General features: G+C 69.8%; 7 protein-coding genes and 1 rRNA gene. 6 read left to right on the forward strand and 2 right to left on the reverse strand.

What is annotated here, in order from left to right:
* The first annotated feature begins 106 nt into the window (after nucleotides 1-106).
* From ACIBEJ_RS52095 to ACIBEJ_RS52115, 5 genes are all read left to right on the forward strand, one after another.
* Nucleotides 107-664, forward strand: a complete 558-nt coding sequence (locus ACIBEJ_RS52095) for a DUF1707 domain-containing protein (RefSeq protein WP_397190509.1) — start codon at nucleotides 107-109, stop codon at nucleotides 662-664.
* 42 nt (nucleotides 665-706) lie between these two features.
* Nucleotides 707-1,726, forward strand: a complete 1,020-nt coding sequence (gene plsX / locus ACIBEJ_RS52100; protein ID WP_397190510.1) for a phosphate acyltransferase PlsX — start codon at nucleotides 707-709, stop codon at nucleotides 1,724-1,726.
* A gap of 43 nt (nucleotides 1,727-1,769) precedes the next feature.
* Nucleotides 1,770-4,070, forward strand: a complete 2,301-nt coding sequence (locus ACIBEJ_RS52105) for an HAD-IC family P-type ATPase (protein WP_397190511.1) — start codon at nucleotides 1,770-1,772, stop codon at nucleotides 4,068-4,070.
* On the forward strand, nucleotides 4,067-5,794 hold the full coding sequence (argS, locus tag ACIBEJ_RS52110; RefSeq protein ID WP_397190512.1) for an arginine--tRNA ligase: 1,728 nt from the start codon (nucleotides 4,067-4,069) through the stop codon (nucleotides 5,792-5,794). The genes ACIBEJ_RS52105 and argS overlap by 4 nt, the downstream gene beginning before the upstream one ends.
* A 162-nt stretch (nucleotides 5,795-5,956) precedes the next feature.
* Nucleotides 5,957-7,285 (forward strand): hypothetical protein, encoded by a 1,329-nt coding sequence (locus ACIBEJ_RS52115; protein WP_397190513.1) that lies wholly within the window; start codon nucleotides 5,957-5,959, stop codon nucleotides 7,283-7,285.
* Here the strand turns inward: ACIBEJ_RS52115 and ACIBEJ_RS52120 are convergent.
* The gene (locus tag ACIBEJ_RS52120) at nucleotides 7,282-7,662 is read right to left on the reverse strand and encodes a cell division protein SepF (RefSeq protein WP_397190514.1); all 381 of its coding nucleotides are present in this window, start codon (nucleotides 7,660-7,662) and stop codon (nucleotides 7,282-7,284) included. The genes ACIBEJ_RS52115 and ACIBEJ_RS52120 overlap by 4 nt on opposite strands.
* A 167-nt stretch (nucleotides 7,663-7,829) precedes the next feature.
* On the opposite strand from ACIBEJ_RS52120, the gene ACIBEJ_RS52125 reads away from it, so the two are divergent.
* Nucleotides 7,830-8,594 (forward strand): PhzF family phenazine biosynthesis protein, encoded by a 765-nt coding sequence (locus ACIBEJ_RS52125; protein WP_397190515.1) that lies wholly within the window; start codon nucleotides 7,830-7,832, stop codon nucleotides 8,592-8,594.
* A 619-nt stretch (nucleotides 8,595-9,213) separates the two neighbouring features.
* On the opposite strand, the gene rrf is transcribed toward ACIBEJ_RS52125, so the two are convergent.
* Nucleotides 9,214-9,305 (reverse strand): 5S ribosomal RNA (gene rrf, locus ACIBEJ_RS52130); the annotation flags it as partial.

Consider the following 9,305-nt stretch of genomic DNA (forward strand, 5'->3'; position numbering starts at 1 on the left):
CTTATACCCGGACGCGTGCGAAGCCACTTCTGGTTCCGCTGGGACCCAAGATTCTCCTGAGGTTCGCCCTTCGCGACATATCGCGAGAGGGCATACACTGCGGTTTGTGACCGACGATCCCGTCCTGCGCGCCTCAGATGCCGACCGCGATCGAGTCGCCGCGGTGCTGAGCGAGGCCCTGGCCACCGGAAGACTCACCACAGTCGAGCACGCGGACCGGTTGGATGCCGCCTATTCGGCCAAAACGGTCGGCGAACTCGTCCCCCTGACCACGGACCTGCCCGACGTCACCGCCACCTTCGCGCCGGTCGTGGTCGAACGCCAGAACATCAACTCCACGTTCAGCAAGATCATCAGGAAGGGACGGTGGGTCGCCTCCCGCCACACCGCCCTGAACGCCCGCTTCGGCGCGCTGATCGTGGACCTGTCCGACGCCGTCCTGCCCGGCCGCGAGATCACGCTGGAGATCGCCGCCCGGTTCAGCAAGGTCATCGTCCGGGTGCCCGACAACGCCAGGGTGGTCGACGAGGGCGGTTCCGCGTTCGGCAAGCGCAACGTCTCCGGCGGCGTAGAGGGCGACGGGCCGCTCATCCGGGTGACGGGAACCTCCGCGTTCTCCAAGGTGATCGTGACGCGCGGGGTCTCAGACTGGAACCTGGCGTAACGGCGGCCGCCCCACTTGCCTACGATGCGTGTGGGGTGAGAGTTGTCCGACATCAAGCCGATCGCACTGGACGCCATGGGCGGCGACCACGCGCCGCACGAGATCATCGGCGGCGCGGTCCACGCCGTGCGCGAGCGCGGCCTGTCCGTCGTGCTCGTCGGCCCGCCCCGCGTGCTCTATGAGAGCCTCGCCGACCACGGCGCCACCAAGGAGATCCCGATCGTGCGGGCCGAGGAGGCCCTCGCCATGGACGAGGGCGCGCTGGCGAGCCTGCGCCGCCCCCGCTCCAGCATCGCGATCGCCTGCCATCTGGTACGGCAGGGCAACGCCTCAGCGGTCGTGTCAGCCGGATCGACGGCCGGAATCGTGGCCACGGGCCGCCTGCGCCTCAAAGGCCAGCAGGGCGTGCTGCGCCCGGCCCTCGCCGTCGCCCTGCCCACCCGCCCCACCCCCGCCCTGCTCCTGGACGCCGGCGCCAACGCCGAGGTCAAGCCGGAGATGCTGGTCCAGTTCGCGCACCTGGGCTCCGCCTACGCCGAGACCGCCTACGGCATCGGCAAACCCCGCGTCGCCCTGCTCACCATCGGCAGCGAGGCGGAGAAGGGCAACAAGCTGGTCCGCCGGGCCCACGAACTCCTCCTCGCCTCACCCTCCATCCACTTCGTCGGCAACGTCGAGGGCTACGACCTGCTCACCGGCGCCGCCGACGTGATCGTCACCGACGGCTTCACCGGCAACGTGGCGCTCAAGACGATGGAGGGCTCGGTCCGCTACGCCTTCGGCGAGCTCAGGGACGCCATCGGCGACAGCCGCGTGGCCAGGCTCGGCGCCATGCTGCAACGCTCCACGCTGCGCGAGCTGAACCGCCGGCTCGACGCCGAGGCGTACGGCGGGGCCGTACTCCTCGGGCTGAACGGAACCGTCGTCATCGCGCACGGCTCGTCGAAGGCGGCCGGCGTCAGCGCGGCCTGCCAGCTCGCCACCGACCTCGCCCAGGGCGGCATCGTCGCCCGCATCGGCGAGCGCGTCGCCGCCACCCACCGCACCCACCGTCTGTGGTGACCCCGTAGTGTTTTGTCCCTGATCCACAACATCGGGGGGTTGTGTGGACGGACTCACTTCCGCTCAAGTGGCCGCCGCGCCGCGCAACGACGTACCGCGCCGCTCCAGCCGGTCGCTGTGGGCCATCGTCAGGGCCAACGTGTTCACGCTGTTCAACCTGGTGATCGCGGTCCTGTGGGCGCTGATCATGATCTTCGGCGAGTGGCAGAACGGCCTGTTCGGCCTGGTCATCGTCTTCAACGCGCTCATCGGCATCGTCCAGGAACTGCGCGCCAAGGCCACCCTCGACAAGCTGGCCGTGGTCAACGAGGCGCCGGTGCGCGTGCGCCGCGACGGCGAGGAGCAGGAGATCGAGCCGCGCGCGGTCGTCCAGGGCGACCTCATCCTGCTCGGCCCCGGCGACCGGCTGCTGGTCGACGGCGAGGTCGTGGCCTCCGAAGGGCTGGAGATCGACGAGTCGCTGCTCACCGGCGAGGCGGACCCCGTGCACAAGCAGCCGGGCGACGAGGTGCTGTCGGGCAGCTTCGCCGTCGCGGGCAGCGGCGCCTTCGTCGCCACCAAGGTCGGCGCCGAGGCGTACGCCGCCAAGCTCACCGAGGAGGCCAGCAAGTTCGGCCTGGCCCACTCGGAACTGCGCGACGGCATCACCAAGTTCATCCGCTACATCACCTACCTGGTCATCCCCATCGGCGCACTGCTCATCTGGAGCCAGGTACGCAACCAGGCCGACTTCGGCACCGCCATCACCGGCGCGGTCGCCGGCATCGTCACCATGATCCCCGAGGGCCTGGTGCTGATGACCTCGATCGCCTTCGCCGTCGGCGTCGTACGGCTCGGCCAGCGCAACACCCTCGTCCAGGAGCTGCCCGCCATCGAGGGCCTGGCCCGCGTGGACGTCCTCTGCGTCGACAAGACCGGCACCCTCACCGCCGGCGGCATGGACCTCGACGAGGTGCTCCCCCTGCACGGCGGCGAACCGGTCGGCGAGGCCCTCGCCGCCCTGGCCAACGTCGACCCCCGGCCCAACGCGACCGCGCAGGCCATCCAGGAGCGCTACCCCGCCATGCCGCCGGGGTGGGCGGCCACGGAGTCGGTGCCGTTCTCCTCGGCCAGGAAGTGGAGCGGCGCCGACTTCGCCGAGCACGGGCCGTGGGTGCTCGGGGCTCCGGACATCCTTCTCGAACCGGGCAGCGAGGCGTACGAGGGGGCCGCCGAACTGGCCGCCAGCGGGGCAAGGGTTCTCGCGCTGTGCCGTACCTCCTCGCTGGAGGACTCCGCGCTGGCGGCCCACGGCGCGGTCGAGCCCGTCGCGCTCGTCACGCTCAAGCAGCGCATCCGGCCCGACGCCAAGGAGACGCTGGCCTACTTCGCGCGCCAGCACGTCACCGTCAAGGTCATCTCCGGCGACAACCCCGAGGCCGTCTCCGCCATCGCCGTCGGGCTCGGCATCCCGGGCGGCGAGCGGGCCGTGGACGCCCGCACGCTGCCCGAGAACGATCCGGACAAGCTCGCCGACATCCTGGAGAAGAACACCGTCTTCGGGCGGGTCACACCGGTGCAGAAGCGGCAGTTCGTCGGGGCGCTGCAGTCGCGCGGGCACACGGTCGCGATGACCGGCGACGGCGTCAACGACGTGCTCGCGCTGAAGGACGCCGACCTCGGCATCGCCATGGGGGCGGGCAGCCCGGCCACCAAGGCGGTGGCGCAGGTGGTGCTGCTGGACAACCGGTTCGCCACGCTGCCGCACGTCGTGGCCGAGGGACGGCGGGTCCTGGCCAACATCGAGCGGGTCTCGAACCTGTTCCTCACCAAGACCTTCTACGCCATCGTGCTGTCGCTGCTGGTGGGGGTGCTCGGGCTGATGTTCCCGTTCGAGCCGCGGCACTCGACACTGGTCAACGCGCTGACGATCGGCATCCCGGCCTTCTTCCTGGCGCTGGCGCCGAGCAACGAGCGGTCCCGGCCCGGGTTCGTGCCTCGGGTGATGCGCTTCGCCGTACCGGCCGGGGTGATCTGCGCGGCAGCGGTGTTCTTCTCCTTCTGGGCCGCGCACTCCGGGACCTCCACGCTCACCCAGGACCGCACCACCGCGGTGATCACGCTGTTCCTGACGACCTGGTGGGTGCTGGTCCTGGTGGCCAGGCCGCTGCTGTGGTGGAAGATCGGGCTGATCGCGGCCATGGCGGTGCTCTTCGCCGTGGCCTTCGCCGTACCGCTGACCAGGTGGTTCTTCGCGCTCGCGCCCTCCGACGTGAGCAACGACCTGCTCGCGCTCGGCGTGTCCGTGGTGGCCGCGCTCGCCATCAGTCTCGCGGTCAAGGTCACCGGTACCCTTAAGACATGACCGACCCGCAGCTAGTGCTCACCGAGCGCGTCCAGCAGGCGCTGGCCGACGCGTTCGGCGCCGAGTACGCCGACGCAGACCCGCTGATCAGGCCCTCCCAGTTCGCCGACTTCCAGGCGAACGTCGCGATGAGCCTGGGTAAGCGACTGCGAAGGGCGCCGCGGGAGGTCGCCGAGGCCATCAGCGCGCAGATGTCGGACTTCCCCGGCACGGTGGAAGTGTCCGGCCCGGGCTTCCTGAACATCACGCTCGACCCGTCCTGGATCGCCGGCGAGGCCGGGCGCATGCTCGCCGACCCCCGCTCGGGCGTCGGCCAGAGCACGCCGCCCCAGCGCATCGTGATCGACTACTCCGCGCCCAACGCGGCCAAGGAGATGCACGTCGGCCACCTGCGCACCACCATCGTGGGCGACGCCATGGCCCGCACGCTGGAGCACCTCGGTAACACCGTCATCCGGCAGAATCACCTGGGCGACTGGGGCACGCCGTTCGGCATGCTCATCGAGCACCTGCTCGACATCGGCGAGGACGCCGCCGTCGCCCAGCTCGAAGCCGGCGAGAGCACGCAGTACTACCAGGCCGCCCGCGCCAAGTTCGACGGCGACGAGACGTTCAAGACGCGCTCGCGCGTGCGGGTGACCACGCTCCAGTCCGGCGACCCCGAGACCATGCGGCTCTGGCACGTCTTCATGGAAGCGACCATCCGCTACTTCAACAAGCTCTACGACATGCTCGGCGTCACGCTCACCGACGCCGACATCGCCGGCGAGAGCATGTACAACCCCATGCTGGAGAAGACCTGCGACGACCTCCAGGCGATGGGCGTCGCGGTCATCAGCGAGGGCGCGCTGTGCCTGTTCCCGCCCGGCTTCACCGGCTCCGACGACAAGCCGCTGCCGCTCATCATCAGAAAGAGCGACGGCGGGTACGGCTACGCCTCCACCGACATGGCAGCCATCCGCTACCGGGTGGACGACCTCAAGGCCGACCGGATCCTCTACGTCGTCGGCGCCGACCAGGCGCTCCACTTCCGGATGGTGTTCGCCGCCGCCGAGCAGGCCGGCTGGCTGCCCGACACCGTCTCCGCCGAGCACGTCCAGATCGGGATGATGCTCGGCAAGGACGGCAAGCGGTTCAAGACGCGTTCCGGCGAGTCGGTCAAGCTGATGGACCTGCTCCACGAGGCCGTGGACCGGGCGACCTCGGCCATCGACGACCGCGGCTACGACGAGGTCACCAAGGCCGAGATCGCCCACGCCGTCGGCATGGGCGCGGTGAAGTACGCCGACCTGTCGGTCAGCCACGACAGCGAGTACGTCTTCGACTTCGACCGCATGCTGGGCTTCACCGGCAACACCGGCCCGTACATGCAGTACGCGACCGCCCGGATCCGCTCGATCTTCCGCAGGGGTGAGGTCGAGGCCGCCGCGGTGACCGGCCCGATCCTGCTCGGCGAGGAGGCCGAGCGCGCGCTCGCCCTCCACCTGCTGTCGTTCGGCAGCGTCGTCGAGCAGGTGGGCGCCCTGGTCGAGCCGCACCGGCTGTGCGCCTACCTCTTCGAGACCGCGAGCCTGTTCAGCACCTTCTACGAGCAGTGCCCGGTCCTCAAGGAGGGTGTCCCCGCCGAGACCCGCGCGTCCAGGCTGGCCCTGTGCGCGCTGACCCTGCGCGTGATCGAGACCGGACTCGAGCTCCTGGGCGTCCCGGTACCCGACCGTATGTAAGACATGTCGTGCTAACGCGCACGCCCGCTTCGCCCAAGGCTGGCGTGGTTTCTCGCCCTCTTCGGACGTCGTGGTGGGCGCGCCTCCCTCTCGTTGGCGCGCCCCCCGGCTAGGCTTTACGCGGTCATGAATGTGAGGCCGATATTTGGGGGAGTTTCCGCCTTGAGCACGGATCTGACCGCAAGCCCCCCAGCTGCGACAGAGCTTCACCGCTACGCTGAGGCCCTGCTGGCGCACCTGGCCGCCAACGGCTCCGCGCCGCCTCAGACACACGAGCTCCACGACGTACCCGGATACTGGCTGCCGCCCGCCGTGGAAGCGCTGGTGGCCATCCTGTCCGGCGACGATCCGATCGAACCGCTCACCAGAGCCGCCGGCCGCGACCAGCAGAGGACCGCGCTGTTCCTCTGCCTCGCGCTCGCCGTCGCCGGCCACGGCGGCCGCATCCACGCCTCCTGGCTCGGCACCGCCTTCGGGGAGCTGTCCACCGAACGGCCCGTCACGCATGGGCAGCGGGCGTTGTGGCTGGCCGCCGCCCGGGGTGCGTACGGCCCGGCCGGGAAGATCTTCGTGCTCAGGAAGCTGGACGCGCTGGCCGTACAGGAAGAGGCCGATCCCCGCGACTGGGTACGGGCGCTCGCGCCCGGCGAACCGTCGGTGGTCGTGCCCGCCTCGCTCGTGGACTTTCCGGAAATGGCGGAGATCCCGGAACTGGCCCGCCCCGCGCAGGCCGCCGCCCGCCTGGCCCGGCTACGCGCCCGATGCGCCGAGATCACCTCGGCCAAGCAGGCCGATCAGGAGTCCTCGGCCCCGCTCACGAACAATGCCGGCAGCCCGGCCACCGCATGGGCGGAGGACGAGCCGATCGCGGTCCTGCGCACGCTGATCGGCCTCGGCGGCCCCGAGGGCCCCATGGGATCGCTGACCGCGCATCTGCTGGACGACCTGCGTCCCGGCGCCGACCCGCACCTCGCGGCGCTCGCCCTGCACGTGGCCGCGCCGATCCTGCGCGAGTTCGCCGACGAGCTGGAGGCCGACACCCAACTGGCGCCACCCGCCAGCGTCACCGTGTCGCTGCTGGGCCATCGCATCGTGCTCCACCCGGAAGGGCCGGACCAGGAGTCGTTCGCACAGGCGGAGCGGGAGATCGTGGCGACGGGCGTCATCCCGCGCCGACCGCCGATCGCGGCCTACGCGCTGCTCGCCCTCGGCGTGCTCGCCGTGGTCGCCTTCCTCATCCATGGCCTGTTCGCAGTGCTGGGCGTGGCCATGATCGGCCTGGGTGGCTGGCTTCTCAGAAAGCACCACCAGGCCCGCGAAGCGGATGGTCGTTACGTCACCGCTCAACTGAGCGAGCTTCGCGAACTCGCCGACGGCGCGGTGTGGGCTCTCCACGCCTACGCCCGCGAGGCCGAAGCCCGCGCCAAACAGGCAGCGGAGGACTCAACCGATGTCAACCGGTTGATCCGCCGCGGCCCTCGCGCCGCCTAGGTGGTCTCGATCTCCACGTGGGCCGGCGCGAGCAGGAAGACACGGTCGGCGATGCGCTCGATCCGCCCTTCGCACCCATAGGCAAGTCCCGCGGCGAAGTCGACCATCCGGGTCGCCTCGGGCATCGGCATGCCGGTGACGTCCATGATGACCGTCTGTCCCTCGCGGAAGTGCTGACCGATCGTCGGCGCGTCGTTGTACTTCAACGGCTGCACCATCACGATGCGTGACGACTCGACGGTGGACCTCCACCGCTTGGCCGCCCGCTCCGACGCCGGCATGTACTCGTCTTCGTACTGCTCATCTTCGTAGGCCTCGTCGTAAGGATCGACGCCGCCCAGGCCAAGGTAGCTCACCACCTTGCGCACTGCCCCCATCGGTATGTCCTTTCCTCAGGAACTCACCGTAATCGGCACGTCCCCACACATTGGACGGTAACCGACGATTCCTCGTTCGCCATGCGACACGCCCAGCACTTATTCCATTTTGTACGGCTAGCACCCTGGTTGCAGCTCGATTACAAGCGGGCTATAGCCTCCAAACCATGCGTGTCTACACCGTGGACGCCTTCACCGATGTGGCGTTCAGAGGTAATCCAGCGGCCGTCTGCCTCTTGGAGTCCGCCGTGCCCACGGCCTGGATGCAGGCGGTAGCGGCCGAGATGGGCCTGTCCGAGACAGCATTCCTGCTGGACAATTCACTGCGCTGGTTCACCCCCGCTGTCGAGGTCTCCCTCTGCGGGCACGCCACCCTCGCCACGGCCCACGTCCTGTATTCGACCGGCGCCGCGGGCGGCCAACTCCAATTCGAGACCGCCAGCGGAATCCTGTCTGTGAATCGCACCACAGATGGCATGATCACAATGGACTTTCCCAGCAAGGAAGTGACCCCCACCACTGCGCCGGCCGACCTGGCAAAAGCACTGGGCGCCGTCCCGGTGCAGGTCAGCACCGCAAAAGACGACCTGCTGGTGGAGCTCGAATCCGAAGAACAAGTCCGCACCCTATCCCCGGACATCGCCGCCTTGTCGCGGCTGGCGGCACGTGCGGTAATCGTCACGGCCCGCGGCGTTTCCACGGACTTCGTATCCCGCTTCTTCGCCCCAAAGGTAGGCATCCCCGAAGACCCGGTAACCGGCTCCGCCCACTGCGCCCTGGCCCCGTACTGGGGTCCCCGACTGGCCCGCTCCACCATGACCGCCGCCCAGCTCTCCCCCCGAGGCGGCCTCATCCACCTCACCCTCCGTGGCCCCCGAGTAGACCTGGCAGGCCGCGCCATCACCATCCTGTCAGGCACCCTCCACATCTAGCCCCCACCCTGCCCCCCAAACCCCACCCACCCACCAAACCCCTGGCCCACCCAGCCCGCCAACCCCACGCCTGGGAAGCGCGGCGTGCGGGGTGCCAGGACGCGGCTCGGGGATGGCACGCGTGCGATGACGCGGCGCGTGTGGCGTTGGGCCACGTAGTCCCGGCAGCCGGGTGGGGCCGGGTAGCCAGCGGCGCACGGTCCGGGTCGTCGGCTGGCGCGGTGGCGTGGCTGGACGGCCGTGCGCGTTGCGCCGGTCACGCCCGTCGCGGTGCTCACCGCACCGGCGCCTGGGAAGCGCGGCCGAGGTGGTGGCGCAACGCCGCGGGTGCGGGACGCGTGGCCCGGAGGCAGGTGGCCAGCGGCGCACGGGCCCCGGGTCGCCGGCAGGCGCGGTGGCGTGGCTAGACGGCCGTGCGCGTTGCGCCGGTCACGCCCGTCGTGGTGCTCGCCGCACCGGCGCCTGAGAAGCTGGTCGAGGGGTGGTCCAGAGGCGTGTGCGGGCCGCGAGTGTGGGGCGGAGGCGTGTGCAAGGCGTGGATACCACGGCACGGAGTGTGTTGTGCCGGGACGTGAAAAAGGGGCCCAACCAACGGTTGGACCCCTTCATCATAAGTTTTGTGCGGCGGTGACCTACTCTCCCACACCCTCCCGAGTGCAGTACCATCGGCGCTGGGAAGCTTAACTTCCGGGTTCGGAATGTAACCGGGTG

This window comes from Nonomuraea sp. NPDC050790, from assembly GCF_044456745.1.
In the GTDB taxonomy this organism is placed as follows: domain Bacteria; phylum Actinomycetota; class Actinomycetes; order Streptosporangiales; family Streptosporangiaceae; genus Nonomuraea.